At 73.7% G+C, this 537-nt stretch carries 1 protein-coding gene; it reads left to right on the forward strand.

Features of this window, described 5'->3' with window-relative positions:
* Window positions 1–537: beta-ketoacyl reductase (locus ACJ8IM_RS25220; RefSeq protein WP_308317587.1), on the forward strand; the 537-nt coding region annotated here is incomplete at both ends.

The raw sequence follows: 537 nt of genomic DNA on the forward strand, positions 1-537 counted from the left end.
GCGCCTGCAGCGTTGTCATCTGCCGGCCGGCGAACGGGCCGGGATCCGCGCCGGCGCGACCTATGTGATCAGCGGCGGCAACGGCGCGCTGGGCCAGGTGGCGGCGGGCTATCTGGCAGAGCAGGGGGCGACGCATCTGTTGCTGCTGTCGCGCAGCGGCCGGGCGGCGGCGTTGCCGGCGTGGGAGGGCGTGCAGGTACAGAGCCTGGCCTGCGACGTGGCGGACGCCGCCGACGTGACGGCGGTCGGGGACTGGCTGGCGGCGCAGGAGTGGCCGGCGGTGGCCGGGGTTATCCACACCGCGGGCGTCCTGACGGACGGCACGCTGGCCAACCAGTCGGCCGAGAAGCTGGCGCAGGCGTGGGCGGTGAAAGTGCGGGGTGCCGAGCACCTGCATGACAGCCTGGTACCGTGCGATTTTATGGTGCTGTACTCCTCGGCGGCGGCCACCTTCGGGTCGGCGGGGCAGGCGAGCTATGCGGCGGCCAACGCGGGGCTGGATGCGCTGGCGCAGCGCTGGTCGCAGGCAGGCGAGCG

Source organism: Serratia sp. CY33525 (assembly GCF_052169115.1).
Lineage (GTDB): Bacteria > Pseudomonadota > Gammaproteobacteria > Enterobacterales > Enterobacteriaceae > Serratia > Serratia sarumanii.